The organism is Streptomyces sp. NPDC056503 (assembly GCF_042794995.1).
Classification (GTDB): Bacteria; Actinomycetota; Actinomycetes; order Streptomycetales; family Streptomycetaceae; genus Streptomyces.
Genome location: NZ_JBHTST010000176.1, coordinates 1 through 15,118, shown reverse-complemented (window position 1 = coordinate 15,118; position 15,118 = coordinate 1). Strand labels below are relative to the sequence as shown.

The 15,118-nt window shown below is 73.4% G+C and carries 11 protein-coding genes and 1 tRNA gene; 3 read left to right on the top strand and 9 right to left on the bottom strand.

Features of this window, described 5'->3' with window-relative positions; translation table 11 throughout:
• Nucleotides 1-74 precede the first annotated feature (74 nt).
• Nucleotides 75-728, bottom strand: coding sequence for an ANTAR domain-containing response regulator (locus ACFQ8C_RS33620; RefSeq protein ID WP_383465197.1), 654 nt, complete (start codon nt 726-728; stop codon nt 75-77).
• Between the two features lie 115 nt (nt 729-843).
• On the opposite strand from ACFQ8C_RS33620, the gene ACFQ8C_RS33615 reads away from it, so the two are divergent.
• A tRNA-Leu gene (locus ACFQ8C_RS33615) sits at nt 844-916 on the top strand.
• Between the two features lie 241 nt (nt 917-1,157).
• Here the strand turns inward: ACFQ8C_RS33615 and pyk are convergent.
• A complete protein-coding gene (gene pyk / locus ACFQ8C_RS33610) occupies nt 1,158-2,585 on the bottom strand; it encodes a pyruvate kinase (RefSeq protein ID WP_383465195.1) in 1,428 nt (475 codons plus the stop codon).
• A 147-nt stretch (nt 2,586-2,732) separates the two neighbouring features.
• Nucleotides 2,733-3,416 carry an SIMPL domain-containing protein gene (locus tag ACFQ8C_RS33605; protein ID WP_383465193.1) on the bottom strand — a complete coding sequence of 228 codons (684 nt, stop codon included), beginning with the start codon at nt 3,414-3,416 and terminating at the stop codon, nt 2,733-2,735.
• Between the two features lie 144 nt (nt 3,417-3,560).
• Between ACFQ8C_RS33605 and ACFQ8C_RS33600 the strand changes: the two genes are divergently transcribed.
• Nucleotides 3,561-5,357, top strand: a complete 1,797-nt coding sequence (locus ACFQ8C_RS33600; protein ID WP_383465191.1) for a bifunctional metallophosphatase/5'-nucleotidase — start codon at nt 3,561-3,563, stop codon at nt 5,355-5,357.
• Between the two features lie 3 nt (nt 5,358-5,360).
• Here ACFQ8C_RS33600 and ACFQ8C_RS33595 read toward each other — a convergent pair whose 3' ends face one another.
• The 6 genes from ACFQ8C_RS33595 to ACFQ8C_RS33570 all read right to left on the bottom strand — a co-directional run bounded on the left by ACFQ8C_RS33595 (nt 5,361) and on the right by ACFQ8C_RS33570 (nt 13,026).
• Nucleotides 5,361-6,773 (bottom strand): lysine N(6)-hydroxylase/L-ornithine N(5)-oxygenase family protein, encoded by a 1,413-nt coding sequence (locus ACFQ8C_RS33595; protein ID WP_383465189.1) that lies wholly within the window; start codon nt 6,771-6,773, stop codon nt 5,361-5,363.
• Nucleotides 6,770-8,161, bottom strand: coding sequence for a pyridoxal phosphate-dependent decarboxylase family protein (locus tag ACFQ8C_RS33590; protein WP_383465187.1), 1,392 nt, complete (start codon nt 8,159-8,161; stop codon nt 6,770-6,772). The genes ACFQ8C_RS33595 and ACFQ8C_RS33590 overlap by 4 nt, the downstream gene beginning before the upstream one ends.
• Before the next feature lie 100 nt (nt 8,162-8,261).
• Nucleotides 8,262-10,748: an aminopeptidase N gene (pepN, locus tag ACFQ8C_RS33585; protein WP_383465185.1), complete on the bottom strand. Its 2,487-nt coding sequence runs from the start codon at nt 10,746-10,748 to the stop codon at nt 8,262-8,264.
• Between the two features lie 63 nt (nt 10,749-10,811).
• Nucleotides 10,812-11,801: an asparaginase domain-containing protein gene (locus ACFQ8C_RS33580; RefSeq protein ID WP_383465183.1), complete on the bottom strand. Its 990-nt coding sequence runs from the start codon at nt 11,799-11,801 to the stop codon at nt 10,812-10,814.
• A complete protein-coding gene (locus ACFQ8C_RS33575) occupies nt 11,801-12,127 on the bottom strand; it encodes a chorismate mutase (RefSeq protein ID WP_383465181.1) in 327 nt (108 codons plus the stop codon). Before ACFQ8C_RS33575 ends, ACFQ8C_RS33580 begins: the two co-directional genes overlap by 1 nt.
• A gap of 11 nt (nt 12,128-12,138) precedes the next feature.
• On the bottom strand, nt 12,139-13,026 hold the full coding sequence (locus ACFQ8C_RS33570) for a helix-turn-helix domain-containing protein (protein WP_383465179.1): 888 nt from the start codon (nt 13,024-13,026) through the stop codon (nt 12,139-12,141).
• 95 nt (nt 13,027-13,121) lie between these two features.
• On the opposite strand from ACFQ8C_RS33570, the gene ACFQ8C_RS33565 reads away from it, so the two are divergent.
• A complete protein-coding gene (locus ACFQ8C_RS33565) occupies nt 13,122-14,870 on the top strand; it encodes a beta-galactosidase family protein (protein ID WP_383465177.1) in 1,749 nt (582 codons plus the stop codon).
• The last annotated feature ends 248 nt before the right edge of the window (nt 14,871-15,118 follow it).

Here is a 15,118-nt window from a genome sequence, read left to right as displayed (position 1 = left end):
GCCCCGCGTCGCGCGGGGCGGGCCTCCTCGTCGTGCGAAGGGGTCGTACGAAGGGCGTACGAAGGGGGCGGGGGCTACTGCCCCTTCGCGGCCTTCTTCTCCTCGGCGTCCTCGATGACGGCCTCGGCGACCTGCTGCATGGACATGCGGCGGTCCATGGAGGTCTTCTGGATCCAGCGGAAGGCGGCCGGCTCGGAGAGGCCGTACTGCGTCTGGAGGATCGACTTGGCGCGGTCGACCAGCTTGCGGGTCTCCAGGCGCTGGCTGAGGTCGGCGACCTCCTGCTCCAGGGCCCGCAGCTCGGCGAAGCGGGAGACGGCCATCTCGATGGCGGGGACGACGTCGCTCTTGCTGAAGGGCTTGACCAGGTAGGCCATGGCACCGGCGTCGCGGGCGCGCTCGACGAGGTCGCGCTGGGAGAAGGCGGTGAGCATGAGGACCGGGGCGATGGACTCGCCGGCGATCTTCTCGGCGGCCGAGATGCCGTCGAGGACGGGCATCTTCACGTCCAGGATCACCAGGTCGGGGCGGTGCTCCCGGGCCAGCTCGACGGCGGTGGCGCCGTCGCCCGCCTCGCCGACGACCGTGTACCCCTCCTCCTCCAGCATCTCCTTGAGATCGAGGCGGATCAGGGCCTCGTCCTCGGCGATGACGACGCGGGTGGTCAGCGGCGGGACGTGGGACGCTTCGGCGTCGTCGGCGGGCTGGGGCGACTCGGGGGCGGTCACGCGGGCTCCTCGTTCGATGGCCTCGTTCCGAGGCGGATACAGCTCCCCATGAGCCTACCCACCTCCTGTAAGGTAGGGGCACGGCGGGTGATCATCGGCCTTTGTTTCAAAGGAAGCCCCGGTAGCCCAGCGGTAGAGGCAGTGGTCTCAAACACCATCCAGCGTGGGTTCGAATCCCACCCGGGGCACATTACCTTTGATTCCTAGGAATGAGACTCTTCGCCCTTCGGGGCCGGTCGAGGATCACCTCGGACCTCGGCGGCGCCGCCGCCGCCCTCTCGACGAAGACCGGGACCGGTTCCCCGGCCGTGACGTCCGACCGGCCCGCCGGTCCTTCCGGGAACGCAAAACCCCGCCACCAAGCCGATGGCGGGGTTCCTTTCGCCGCACCGTCACGCGCGCCCGCTCCCGGCACGCGGTCCCGCCCGGCTAGGAGAGCGGCTCTCCGATGTGGTGGACACGGACCAGGTTGGTGGAGCCGGAGACACCGGGCGGGGAGCCGGCCGTGATCACCACGACGTCACCCCTCTCGCAGCGCCCGATGCGGAGCAGCTCCTCGTCGACCTGGGCGACCATGGCGTCCGTGGAGTCGACGTGCGGACCGAGGAAGGTCTCGACGCCCCAGGTGAGGTTGAGCTGCGAGCGGGTCGCCGGGTCCGGGGTGAAGGCGAGCAGCGGGATCGGCGAGCGGTAGCGGGAGAGCCGCCGGACGGTGTCGCCGGACTGGGTGAAGGCGACCAGGAACTTGGCTCCGAGGAAGTCGCCCATCTCCGCGGCGGCCCGGGCCACCGCCCCGCCCTGGGTGCGCGGCTTGTTCCGCTCGGTCAGCGGCGGCAGCCCCTTGGCGAGGACGTCCTCCTCGGCGGCCTCCACGATCCGGCTCATGGTGCGGACCGTCTCGATCGGGTGGCGGCCGACGCTGGTCTCGCCGGAGAGCATCACGGCGTCGGTGCCGTCGATGACGGCGTTGGCCACGTCGGAGGCCTCGGCGCGGGTGGGCCGGGAGTTCTCGATCATCGAGTCGAGCATCTGGGTGGCGACGATGACCGGCTTGGCGTTCCGCTTGGCGAGCTTGACCGCGCGCTTCTGGACGATCGGCACCTGCTCCAGCGGCATCTCGACGCCGAGGTCGCCGCGGGCGACCATGATGCCGTCGAAGGCGGCGACGATCTCCTCGATGTTCTCGACCGCCTGCGGCTTCTCGATCTTGGCGATGACCGGGAGGCGGCGGCCCTCCTCGTCCATGATCCGGTGGACGTCCTCGATGTCCCGGGCGGAGCGGACGAAGGAGAGGGCGATGACGTCGGCGCCGGTGCGCAGCGCCCAGCGGAGGTCCTCGACGTCCTTCTCGGAGAGGGCGGGGACGGAGACGGCGACGCCCGGCAGGTTGAGCCCCTTGTGGTCGGAGACCATGCCGCCCTCGATGACCCGGGTGCGCACCCGGGGCCCGTCGACGGAGGTGACCTCCAGGGTGACCCGGCCGTCGTCGACGAGGATCCGCTCACCGGCGGTGACGTCCTGCGCGAGGCCGGCGTAGGTGGTGCCGCAGGAGTGGCGGTCGCCCTCCACCGCCTCGACGGTGATGGTGAACTCGTCGCCGCGTTCAAGGAGTACCGGACCCTCGCGGAAGCGGCCGAGCCGGATCTTCGGACCTTGAAGGTCGGCGAGGACCCCGACGCTGCGGCCGGTCTCGTCGGCCGCCTTGCGGACCCGCTGGTAACGCTCCTCGTGCTCGACGTAGGTGCCGTGGCTGAGGTTGAAGCGGGCCACGTCCATCCCGGCCTCGATCAACGCCTTGATCTGGTCGTATGTTTCGGTGGCGGGCCCAAGGGTACAAACGATTTTCGCTCGGCGCATGAGTCGAGCCTAGGGCCTTACCCATCAGTAGCCCCGGGGTCCCGCATGACTACTCAACAACCTTTCCGTGAAACGTTGTTGACAAGACTTGAATCTGTGCACCGGAGTGCTCCGATGAGCGTTTTCCGTGCCCCCGGCCCCCTCGTCTCAGAGTGCGGGCGGCAGCATCGTGAAGCGCGCGACGACCTCGGCGGCGACCTCCTGCCGCTGCGGTTCGAGGTCCAGGGAGGGAGCCCCTCCGGCGCCCTCCTCCGCGTAGGCGGCGTACACCGGCGAGAAGCCGCCGCCGCCCGGCGCACCCGCCCCGGGCAGCCCGGCGTCCGACAGTTCGAGGAGTGAGCCCAGCGAGGTGCCCAGCGCCTCCGCGTAGGCGCGCGCCCGCCGCACCGCCTCCGCCACCGCGAGCCGGCGCGCCTCCGCGTACGCCTCCGAGTCCTGGCGCAGCTCCCACCACGGCCCGTCCACCTCCGTCTGCTCCCGGTCGGCGAGTTCGGGGACCAGTTCGCCGAGGACGGCGAAGTCGGTCAGCTCGACGGTGACGCGCACGCGCCCCTGGTGGATCCGGGTCGCCTCGCCCCGCCCCCGGCGGGGCCGCTCCGGGGCGATCGAGAAGCCGCCGGTCTCCAGCTTCGCCACGGCCGCCCCCCGCCCCCTGATCAGGTCGAGGACCTCGGCGTTGCGGCGGGTGAGGTCCGCGAGCACGGTGGCCCGGTCGGCCCCCCGCGCGGAGACGGCCACCCCGATCCGGGCCAGCTCCGGCTCGACCTCCAGCCGGCCCTCGCCACGCACCGTCACCTGCGGCGCCTCGGGGGTGGGGTGGGGGTGCGTCACGGCGACTCCTCGGCATCGGGGATCGATGGCATACGAACACTTTCCCACTCCGTAACCCGAAAGGGCTGTTGCCGAGGAAAGGTCTGAGCCAGAATCTACGCGCGTTGTGCACCCGAAGCAGCGCCACGGAACAAGGAGAGACACATGCCGCTGAACCGCCGGACCTTCCTGGAGAGCTCCGCCGTCATCGGAGCCGGGGCCGCCCTGACCACCGGGATCGCCGCCCCCGCCGAGGCTCACGGAACCCGCCCCAAGCCGGCCAAGCGGTACTCCTTCACCGTCATGGGCACCACCGACCTGCACGGCAACGTCCTCAACTGGGACTACTTCACGGACAAGGAGTTCGACGACAAGGCCCACAACGACGTCGGCCTCGCCAAGATCTCCACCCTCGTGGACCAGGTCCGCGCCGCCAAGGGCCGCCGCAACACCCTCCTCATCGACGCCGGCGACACCATCCAGGGCACCCAGCTCTCGTACTACTACGCCAAGATCGACCCCATCACCCGCAAGGGCGGCCCGGTCCACCCGATGGCCCAGGCCATGAACGCCATCGGCTACGACGCCGCCGCCCTCGGCAACCACGAGTTCAACTACGGCATCCCGGTGCTGCGGAAGTTCGAGGAGCAGTGCGACTTCCCGCTGCTCGGCGCCAACGCGCTCGACGCGAAGACCCTGCGCCCGGCCTTCCCGCCCTACAGCATCCACCGGCTGCGCACCCCGCACGGCAAGGACGTCAAGGTCGCGGTGCTCGGCCTGACCAACCCCGGCATCGCCATCTGGGACAAGGCCAACGTCAGCGGGAAGATGGTCTTCCCCGGCCTGGAGGAGCAGGCCGCGAAGTGGGTGCCGAAGCTGCGCTCCATGGGCGCCGACGTGGTGGTCGTCTCCGCCCACTCCGGCTCCAGCGGCACCTCCTCGTACGGCGACCAGCTCCCGCACGTCGAGAACGCGGCCGGCCTCGTCGCCGAGCAGGTCCCCGGCATCGACGCGATCCTGGTCGGGCACGCCCACACCGAGATCCCCGAGTACCGGATCGCCAACAAGGAGACCGGCAAGGAGGTCGTCCTCTCCGAGCCGCTGAAGTGGGGCCAGCGCCTCACCCTCTTCGACTTCGACCTCGTCTGGGAGAAGGGCCGCTGGACGGTGGAGAAGGTCGCCGCCCAGGTCCTCAACTCCAACACCGTGGAGGAGGACCCGGAGATCACCGGGCTGCTCGCCGACGAGCACAAGAAGGTCGTGGCGTACGTCAACACCGTCATCGGCACCTCCACCGCCGCCATGACCACGGCCGACGCGCCGTGGAAGGACGAGCCGATCATCGACCTGATCAACGTCGTCCAGGCCGAGACGGTGAAGGCCGCGCTGGCCGGCGGCGCGTACGCCGCCCTCCCGGTGCTCTCCCAGGCCTCCTGCTTCTCCCGGACCGCCCGCATCCCGGCCGGCGAGATCACCATCAAGGACGCCGCCGGGCTCTACCCCTTCGAGAACACCCTGGAGGCCCGCCTGATGACGGGCGCCCAGCTGAAGGAGTACCTGGAGTACTCCGCGAAGTACTACGTCCAGACCCCGGCGGGCGCCCCCGTCGACACCGCGAAGCTCACCAACGCGGACAACACCCCGGACTACAACTACGACGCCGTCTCCGGGCTGACGTACGACATCGACATCGCCAGGCCGGCCGGCCAGCGGATCACCGGCCTCTCCTTCGAGGGCAAGCCCCTCGACCCGGCCGCGCGGTTCGTGCTCGCCGTCAACAACTACCGCGCCAGTGGCGGCGGCGCCTTCCCGCACGTCGCCAAGGCCGAGCAGCTCTGGGCCGATTCGGACGAGATCCGCAACACCATCATCCGGTGGGTGCAGGCCAAGGGGACGGTCGACCCGGGGCAGTTCGCGTCCGTGGACTGGAAGCTGACCCGGGACGGCGTCCCGGTCTTCTAGCCGTCAGCTCTGCACGAGGGGCGTCAGCTTCCGGTCCTGGGACGGGATGCTCGGCGCCTCTCGCGCCACCAGGCCGAAGCTGGTGAAGGCGGTCCGGCTCGGCAGCGGGTACGGCTCCTTGCCGGTGACCGCGTTGAGGATCACCGCGCTGCGCCAGGCCGCGAGCCCCAGGTCGGGGGCGCCCACGCCGTGGGTGTGGCGCTCCGCGTTCTGCACGTAGACCGAGCCGGTCACCGAGGGGTCGAGGACCAGCCGGTACCGCTCGTCGATCCTCGCCCGGCCGGCCGCGTCATGCCGCAGATACGGGTCGAGGCCGGCCAGCATCCGGTCGACCGGGCGCTCCCGGTAGCCGGTGGCGAGGACGACGGCGTCCGTGGTGAGCCGGGAACGGGTCCCCTGCTGCACGTGCTCCAGGTGCAGCTCGACCCGGGTGGTGGCGACCCGGCCGGCCGTGCGGACCCGGACGCCGGGGGTGAGGACGGCGTCGGGCCAGCCGCCGTGCAGGGTCCGGCGGTAGAGCTCGTCGTGGATGGCGGCGATGGTGTCCGCGTCGATGCCCTTGTGCAGCTGCCACTGGCGCGGCGCGAGCTCGCCCCGGACCTGCTCGGGCAGGGCGTGGAAGTAGCGGGTGTAGTCGGGGGTGAAGTGCTCCAGCCCCAGCTTCGAGTACTCCATCGGCGCGAAGGCCTCGGTGCGGGAGAGCCAGCTGATCCGCTCGGCACCGGCCGGACGGGCCCGCAGCAGGTCGAGGAAGACCTCGGCACCGGACTGGCCGGAGCCGATGACCGTGACGTGCCCGGCGGCGAGCAGCGACTCCCGGTGGGCGAGGTAGTCGGCGGCGTGGACCACCGGCACGCCGGGGGCGTCGGCGAGCGGACGCAGCGGCTCGGGGACGTAGGGCTCGGTGCCGACGCCCAGGACCACGTTCCGGGTGTAGGCGCGGCCCAGCGCGGCGGCCTCCCCGTCCTGGTCGAGCTGGGTGAAGTCGACCTCGAAGAGCCTGCGCTCGGGGTTCCAGCGGACCGAGTCGACCTGGTGGCCGAAGTGGAGGCCGGGCAGCCGCTCGCTGACCCAGCGGCAGTAGGCGTCGTACTCGGCCCGCTGGATGTGGAACTTCTCCGCGAAGTAGAAGGGGAAGAGGCGCTCGCGGGCCTTCAGGTAGCTGAGGAAGGACCAGGGGCTGGCCGGGTCGGCGAGGGTCACCAGGTCGGCGAGGAAGGGCACTTGGAGGGTGGCGCCCTCGATGAGCAGACCCGGGTGCCAGTGGAAGGCCGGCCGCTGCTCGAAGAAGCTCGCGGCGAGCCCGCCGGGGACGCCGTCCGCGAGGGCGGCGAGCGAGAGGTTGAACGGCCCGATGCCGACGCCCACCAGGTCGTGCGGGCGGTCGAGGTCCTGCTGAGGGGTGCTGCCGGTCATCGGTCGGTGCTGCCTTCCACGAGTGCCGCGAGGGTGAGGGCGACGAGCCGGTCCAGGTCGTCGGGGGTGGTGTGCGGGTTGAGCAGGGTGGCCTTCAGCCAGAGCCGGCCGTCGGCACCGGCGCGGCCGAGGACGGCGCGGCCCTCGGCGAGGAGCCGGCGGCGTACCCCGGCGACCGCCGCGTCGTCGGCGCCGACCGGGCGGAAGAGGACGGTGGTGAGGACGGGCCGGTCCCGCAGTTCGAGCTCGGGGGCCTTCTCCACCAGGTCGGCGAGGTCCTGGGCGCGCTCCATGCAGCGGTCCATCAGGGCGCCGAGCCCGGACCTGCCGAGGGCGCGCAGGGTGACGGCGGCCTTGAGGACGTCGGGGCGGCGGGTGGTGCGCAGGGAGCGGCCGAGGAGGTCGGGGAGGCCGGCGTCGGTGTCGTCGCCGGCGTTGAGGTAGTCGGCGGTGTGGGCGAGGGCGGCGAGGTCGCCGGCCTCGCGGACGGCGAGGAGCCCGGCGGCGACCGGCTGCCAGCCGAGCTTGTGCAGGTCGAGCGTGACGGTGCGAGCCCGGTCCAGGCCGTCCAGGAGGTGGCGGTGGGCGCGGCTGAGGAGGAGGGGCCCGCCGTAGGCCGCGTCGACGTGCAGCTCGGCGCCGTGCGCGGCGCAGGCGTCGGCGAGCGCGGGCAGCGGGTCGATCAGGCCCTCGTCGGTGGTGCCGGCGGTGGCGGCGACGAGGACGGGCCCGTCCCGCCCGGCGAGGACCCGGGCGGTGGCCTCCGGGTCGAGGAGGCCGCGCGGGGTGGGGACGGTGACCGGTTCGGGGAGGCCGAGGAGCCAGGCGGCGCGGCGGAAGGAGTGGTGGGCGTTGGCACCGGTGACGGTGGTGAGGCCGGGTCCGTGCCGCTCCCGGGCGAGGAGCAGGGCGAGCTGGTTGGACTCGGTACCGCCGGTGGTGACGAGCGCGTCCGGGCCGTCGGCCTCCGGGTAGATCTCGGCGGCGAGCGCGGCGGTGACCTCGGCCTCCAGGGCGGAGGCCGCCGGGGCCTGGTCCCAGGAGTCCATCGACGGGTTGAGCGCGGCGGCGGCCAGGTCGGCGGCGGCGGCGAGCGCGAGCGGCGGGGTGTGCAGGTGGGCGGCGCAGAGCGGGTGCGCCGGATCGGAGGCGCCGGCGGCGACCAGGTGCACCAGCGTGCGCAGCGCCTCGGCCGCCCCGGTCCCGGTCTCGGGGAGTACGTCCCCGAGGGCGGTGCGCACCCGGGCCGCGACCGCCTCCGGCCCGCCGGCCGGCAGCGGTCCGCCGCGTTCCTCCGCGCCGGTGCGCAGCGCGTCCAGGGTGATGCCGAGGAGACGGCTGAGCGGGGTGGGCTGGGCGGCGAGGGGCGGCGGGGGTGCGACACGCATGGACGACAGCGTGCCGGTCCCCGCGCGCCCCTGTCCGGAGAGTCGGCCGTTGTGACCCGAACGAGGGACGGCACTCCGCCGGGGGTGCCGTCCCTGTGGTTCAGCCCTGGCGGACGCGCAGCGCGCGGGCGAGGTCGTCGAGCTGGTCGACGAGCTTGCGGTGGAGGGCCGGGATCATGGCGTCGTCGGCGAGGTGGCGCTCCCCGAGGGCGAGGGAGGCGGCGTCGATCGCGTACGCGGGGAAGGCGTAGCGGCCGGCGGCCTCGGCCATCGCGGGGCCCCGGCGGTCGCCGAGGGCGGCGGCCGCGCCGTAGAAGCGCTCCACGTACTCGCCCACCAGCTCGGCCTGTTCGGGCTGCCAGAAGCCGAGGGCGGTGGCGGTGAAGAGGTAGTTCGACAGGCCGTCGGAGTCGAACATGGCCGCCCAGGCCGCCGCCTTGGCCGCCGGGTCCGGGAGGGAGGCGCGACAGCGGGCCGCGCCCTCCTGGCCGGTGGCGCTGGGGTCGCGGGCCAGCTCGGCGGCGATGGCGGCCTCGTCGGTGGCGCCGAGGACGGCGAGCCGGGCGAGGATCCGCCAGCGCAGCTCCGGGTCGAGCTCCGGGCCGCCGTGGACGGTGCCCTCGTCGAGCCAGGAGGCGATCTGGTCGGGGGTGGTGGCGCTGTCGATCAGGGCGCGGACGGCGGTGAGGCGCAGGCCGGGGTCCTCGCCGTCCTCGGTGCGGCGGAGCAGGGCGCGGGCGATCTCACGGAGGCCGGCGAGGGCGGCGGGGCGCTGCTCCTCGGTGACGTACCGGTCGGCGACCTGCTGCCGGGCGAAGGCCAGGACGCCCTGGACGATGCCGAGTTCGGTCTCCTCGGCGAGGTGGGCGACGGCGGTGTCCAGGTAGGCGGTGGGCTCCAGTTCGCCGTCGCGGACCATGTCCCGGAGGCTGTTCCAGACGACGGCGCGGGCGAGCGGGTCGGGGATGCGGGAGAGGCCGCGCAGGGCGGACTCCTCGGAGACCTCGTCGAAGCGGAGCTTGGCGTAGGTGAGGTCGCCGTCGTTGAGGACGACGAGGGCGGGGCGGGGGCCGGTGAGGCGGGCGGGCTCCCGCTGCGGGACGTCGAGGGAGACGCGCTCGCGCAGGGCGAGTTCGCCGTCGGGGCGGCGGTCGTAGAGACCGGCCTCGATGCGGTGGGGGCGGCTGCCCGCGTGGTCGACGGCGAGCTCCCAGCGGCTGCCCTCGCCGGTGAGGCGGGGGGTGAGGGTGTCGACGCCGGTGGTGCGCAGCCACTGCTCGGCCCAGGCGTGGACGTCGCGGTCGGTGGCGGCGGCGAGGTTGTCGATGAAGTCGGCGAGGGTGGCGTTGCCGAAGCGGTGCCGCTTGAAGTGGATGTTGATGCCGGCGAGGAAGTCCTCCTCGCCGAGCCAGGTGACGAGCTGGCGGAGCGCGGAGGCGCCCTTGGCGTAGGAGATGCCGTCGAAGTTGAGGAGGGCGGAGGCGGTGTCGGGGACGGCCTCGGGGTCCGGGGCGACGGGATGGGTGGAGGGGCGCTGGTCGGCGTCGTATCCCCAGGCCTTGCGGGCGACGCCGAAGTCGATCCAGGTGTCGGCGAAGAGGTCGGAGCAGGCCTCGTTGACGGTCTGGTAGCCCATGTACTCGGCGAAGGACTCGTTCAGCCAGATGTCGTCCCACCAGCGGAGGGTGACGAGGTCGCCGAACCACATGTGGGCCATCTCGTGGGCGATGACCATGGCGCGGGTCATCCGCTCGGTGGCGGTGACGGCGGAGCGGAAGACGAACTCGTCGCGGAAGGTGACGAGTCCGGGGTTCTCCATGGCGCCGGCGTTGAACTCGGGGACGAAGGCCTGGTCGTAGGAGTCGAAGGGGTAGGGCTCGTCGAACTTCTCGTGGAAGCGGTCGAAGCAGGCCTTGGTGACGGTGATGATCTCGTCGGCGTCGGCGTCGAGGTAGGGGGCGAGCGAGCGGCGGCAGTGGATGCCGAAGGGCAGTCCGGCGTGCTCGGTGCGGACCGAGTGCCAGGGGCCGGCGGCGACGCAGACGAAGTAGGTGGAGAGCGGCTGGGTGGGCGCGGCCCTCCAGCGGCCGTCGGCCTGGCGCTCGGTGACGGCGTTGGCGAGGACGGTCCAGCCCTCGGGGGCGGTGACGGTGAGCTCGAAGACGGCCTTGAGGTCGGGCTGGTCGAAGGCGGCGAAGACGCGCTGGACGTCCTCCATGAAGAGCTGGGTGTAGACGTAGGACTCGCCGTCGGTGGGGTCGAGGAAGCGGTGCATGCCCTCGCCGGTGTGCGAGTAGCGCATGGTGGCGGTGAGGGTCAGTTCGTGCTCGCCCTCGGTGAGGGTGAGGGGGAGCCGGTTCTCCGCGAGGTCCGCGGGGTCGAGCGGCTCGCCGTCGAGGGTCGCGGAGTGCAGGGCGTCCGGCTTGACTTCGACGAAGGTGGACCCGGCGGCGCGGGCGGTGAAACGGATGCGGCTGGTGGACCCGAAGGTCTCGTCGCCGTCGGTGAGGTCGAGGTCCACCGCGTAGTGGTGGACGTCGAGCAGCTGGGCACGGGTCTGCGCTTCGTCGCGCGTCAGTACGGACATGGGCCCTATGCTGCCCGATCGTCCGGTCGGCGGGCAGGGGTGGTGTCGATCGGCCCCGGCGGGTCAGGCGAGGCCGGTGCCGTCGAGGTGGGCGAAGGCGGCGGTGATCCGGGGGCGGTCGTAGCCGGCGGGTCCGGCGGCGCCGCTGGAGACGAGGGCGGCGAGGAGCAGCCGGGCCTTGGCGGGGTCGAGCGGGCCGGCCGGGATCAGACCGTGGTGGAGGAGGTCGTACTCGGAGCCGGGGCCGCGGTAGGTGTCGGTGAGGCCGGTGCCCGCGCCCGTGCGGGAGGCGAGGACGACCGGGATGCGGCGGGCGATCCCGGCGAGGGGTTCGACGAGCCAGGAGGGGGCGTGGCCGGCGCCGAAGGCGGCGACGACGAGGCCCTGGAAGCGGTCGTCGACGGCGGAGAGCAGCTCGCCGCGGTCGCCGAGGGTGAGGGTGAGCAGGGCGATCCGGACCGTGGGGTCGTAGGAGAGCCGGCAGGGCGCGGTGGGCACGGCGGGGCGGAGCAGGATCCGCGGGGTGCCCTCGACGACGCTGCCGAGGGGGCCGGCGCCGGGCGAGGCGAAGGTGGCCGTCGAGGTGGTGTGGGTCTTGCGGGCGTGCCGGGCGGCGTGGATCTCGTCGGCGAGGACGACGAGGACGCCGAGGCCCCGGCAGGCCGGGTCGGCGGCGACGGCGAGGGCGGCGGCGAGGTTGGCGGGGCCGTCGGCGCCGGGCAGGTCGGCGCGGCGCATGGCGCCGGTGACGGCGACGGGGGCCCGCTCGGTGGGGCAGAGCAGGTCGAGGAGGAAGGCGGTCTCCTCCAGGGTGTCCGTGCCCTGGACGACGACGACGCCGGAGCCGGCGGCGACGGCCTCGTTCACCTCGGCGGCGAGGGCGGCGAGGTCCTCGGGGGCGAGGGAGGAGGAGGGGAGCCGGCGGAAGTCGCGGAGCTCGACGTCCTCGGGGGCGCCGAGGGCGGCGAGGACCTCGGGGCCGGTCATGCGGGCCGCGTCACCGCCTCGCGCGGAGATGGTCCCTCCGAGGGTGAAGACCGTGACGCGGGCCATCAGCGTGCTCCGTCCGCGATCGTCTCGTGGTGGCGGATGACCTCGGCGATGATGAAGTTGAGGAGCTTCTCCGCGAAGGCCGGGTCCAGTTTGGCGCTCTCGGCGAGTTCGCGCAGCCGGGCGATCTGGCGGGCCTCGCGGGCCGGGTCGGCGGGCGGCAGCTGGTGCTCGGCCTTGAGGACTCCGACCTGCTGGGTGCACTTGAAGCGTTCGGCGAGCATGTGGACGACGGCGGCGTCGATGTTGTCGATCGACTCGCGCAGCCGGGTCAGCTCGGCTCGGACGGCGGGGTCGATCTCGCGGGAGTCGTTCCTGGTGTCGCTCATGGTCAGCGAGCTTAGACGGAGTCTCCGGTGAGGGTGGGAGGGTGTTCGGGATCCGGTACGCGGTCGCTCCAGCCGCCGTGGACGGCGCGGCCCTGCTGCTCGCGGAAGCGGACGGGGGCGAGGCCGACCCTCCGGGTGAAGAGCCGGGAGAAGTAGGCGGGGTCGTCGTAGCCGACGCGGCGGGCGACGGAGGCGACGGGCAGCTCGGTGGCGGCCAGGAGTTCCTTGGCGCGGCCGAGGCGGACGGTGAGCAGGTAGTCCTTGGGGCTGCATCCGGCGGCGCGGCGGACGGCGGTGCGGAGCTCGGCGGCGGTCATGCCGTGCCGGGCGGCGTGTTCGGCGACGGAGAGCGGCTGGAAGGCGTCGCGGGCGAGGCCGGTGAGGACGGGGTCGCCGTCGGCGTCGGTGTCGGCGCGGGCGCGGCGCAGGGCGACGAGGAGTTCGTGGACGGCGGCGGCGGTCTCGACCTCCAGGAGCGGGTTGCCGGGGCGGGCGGCGCGGGCGATGCGGCCGATGGCGGCGCGGGCGGAAGCCGCGTCGGCGAGGGGGACGACGGGCCGGTCGGGTTCGATGTAGCCGAGTTCGGTGTAGGTGGCGGCGGCGGGTCCGGTGAAGTCGACGAAGGACTCGTCCCAGCCGGTGGTGGGGTCGGCGCCGTAGTGGTGGGGGACGCCGGGGGTGAGCCAGAGGAGGGCGGGGGCGGCGACGGGGGTGGTACGGCCGTCGGCGGAGCGGTACCAGCCGCCGCCCGCGGAGACGACGACGGCGACGTGGTGGTCGAGGGTGCGGGGGCCGACGACGGGGAGCCGGCCGTGCTGGAGTCCGACGCCGAGGCAGACGAGGCCGAGGCGGTGGTGCACGGGGCCGGGCGTGAAGTAGCGCATCCAGGTGTGGTACATCCGCGAGCCTGCCTTTTCGCGCCTTCTTCTAACGTCCAAACTGCGACGATCTTTGTCCATGGACCGGCCCTCCGCCAGGGGGTGAGGGTGAGGTCATGAGCACGTTCGCTGTGGGTGACGAGGACTTTCTGCTCGACGGCCGGCCGGTGCGGCTGCTGTCGGGGGCGTTGCACTACTTCCGGGTGCACGAGGGGCACTGGGAGCACCGGCTCGGGATGCTGCGGGCGATGGGCCTGGACTGTGTCGAGACCTACGTGCCGTGGAACCTGCACGAACCGGAGCCGGGCCGGTACGCCGACCCGGAGGCGCTGGGCCGCTTCCTGGACGCGGTGGCGGCGGCGGGCATGCGGGCGATCGTGCGCCCGGGACCGTACATCTGCGCCGAGTGGGAGAACGGCGGGCTGCCGCACTGGGTGACCGGTCCGCTGGGGCGGCGGGTGCGGACCCGGGACCCGGAGTTCCTGGAGCGGGTGGGGACGTGGTTCCGGCGGCTGCTGCCGCAGGTGGTGGCGCGGCAGGCGCACCGGGGCGGGCCGGTGGTGCTGGTCCAGGTGGAGAACGAGTACGGGAGTTACGGGAGTGACACCCGCTATCTGGAGTGGCTGGCGGGGCTGCTGCGGGAGTGCGGGGTGACGGTGCCGCTCTTCACCTCGGACGGGCCCGAGGACCACATGCTGACGGGCGGTTCGCTGCCGGGGGTACTGGCGACGGCGAACTTCGGCTCGGGCGCGAAGGAGGGCTTCGCGACGCTGCGCCGGCACCGCCCGTCGGGGCCGCTGGTGTGCATGGAGTTCTGGTGCGGCTGGTTCGACCACTGGGGCACGGAGCACGCGGCGCGGGACGCGGCGGAGGCGGCCGGGGCGCTGCGGGAGGTCCTGGAGTGCGGGGCGTCGGTGAACGTCTACATGGCGCACGGCGGCTCGAACTTCGGCGGCTGGGCGGGCGCGAACCGCTCCGGCGGGCTGCACGACGGCCGGCTGCTCCCGACGGTGACCTCGTACGACTACGACGCACCGGTGGACGAGTGGGGCCGGCCGACGGAGAAGTTCCACCGCTTCCGGGAGGTGCTGGCGGAGTACGCGGCGGGGCCGCTGCCGGAGGTGCCGGAGCCGCCGGCCCGGCTCGCGGCGCCGGTGCGGGCGGCGGCGGCCGGGTGGGCGTCGCCGGACGCGGTGCTCGCGGAGCTGGGCGGTGAGGAGACCGAGGCGGGGGCGCCGCCGACCTTCGAGGAGCTGGGCGTGGACCGTGGACTGGTCCGGTACCGCTTCCTCGTACCGGGGCCCCGGCAGCCGTATCCGCTCGCGGTGACCGGGCTGCGGGACCGGGCGCAGGTGTGGGTGGACGGCGTCTTCGCGGGGGTGCTCACGGAGGAGGACGCGGTGCTGCCGGAGCCGGTGGCGGGGCCTGCCGTGGTGGAGCTGTGGGTGGAGTCGCTGGGCCGGGTGAACTACGGGCCGCGGCTCGCGGAGCCGAAGGGGATCACCGGCGGGCTGCTGCACGAGCGCCAGTACGTGCACGGGGTGCGGGCCCGGGGGCTGCGCCTGGACGCGTTCACGGCGGAGGCGGTGGGCCGGGTGCCGTTCGGCGAGGTCCCGGAGGGCGCCGGCCGGGGGCTGTACCGGGCCTCGGTGGAGGTCGCGGGCGCCGGGGACGCGGAGTTGCGGCTGCCGGGCGCGGGCCGGGGCTTCGTCTGGGTGAACGGCTTCTGCGTGGGCCGGTACTGGCCGTCGGCGGGCCCGCAGGAGGGGCTGTTCGTGCCGGGTCCGGTGCTGCGGGAGGGCGCGAACGAGGTGTGGGTGCTGGAGCTGGAGGGGGACGGTCCGGCGGCCGTGGAGCTGCGCTGAGGGTGCGTACGGGAGGGGCCCCGGGGCGGGGAGGCCACCCTGGCGGCGGCTGATCCGGGATCCCGGATCCGGGATCCAGGATTCTGGATTCTGGATTCCGTCCCGGCTGGTCCGGATCCCGGATCCCGGATCCCGGATCCGGACGGGGAGGGGCGCCGGGGGGGGGTGGCGCCCCCGGGGCCCCCGCCCGGGGGGGTTCAGGGGGGGCGCGGGCGCCGATATAGCGGGGGCGGCGGTGGAGGACACCG